This window comes from Haloferax sp. KTX1, assembly GCF_902410085.1.
GTDB lineage: Archaea > Halobacteriota > Halobacteria > Halobacteriales > Haloferacaceae > Haloferax > Haloferax massiliensis.
Genome location: NZ_CABPRH010000152.1, coordinates 1 through 459 on the forward strand (window position 1 = coordinate 1; position 459 = coordinate 459).

Sequence of the window (459 nt, forward strand, 5' to 3'; positions counted from 1 at the left end):
GAGTTTCGGCTTCATCCCCGTTCATGGTGTGTCGGGGGATTCGCCACGCTGATCAGTATAAATAGTGCACTGGTCGTTCTCAGCGGGATGCCGGTCCGTCAATTGCTGAGCCGATGTTCAGTCGAGCGCCCGCATCGCGTGATAGAACCGCTGAGCGGCGGTGACGTGGCCGACAACGGCGAACACGACCAGCAGCCAACCGACCAGCGACAGGCCGGCCAGTGCGTTCGGGACGAACGCCGCGACGCCCGTGACCACACCGACAAGTGCAAGCCGGTCAGCGCGACCGAGCAGGCCACCGTACACGCGGTCGAGGCCGACCGCCTGCGCCTGGGTCCCGAGATAGGAAGTCATCAAAACGCCGGTGACGGCGGCGATGCCCAGTTCCCACTGGCTCACGCCGGCGGCGAGGCCGACGATGATACCGATGTCGGCGTAGCGGTCGAGCACATGGTCGAG

Annotated in this window: 1 pseudogene; it reads right to left on the reverse strand. The window is 65.1% G+C overall.

Going from position 1 to position 459, the window contains the following annotated elements:
* Nucleotides 1-117 precede the first annotated feature (117 nt).
* A pseudogene (locus tag FY251_RS21220) lies at nt 118-459 on the reverse strand (CDP-alcohol phosphatidyltransferase family protein); the annotation flags it as partial.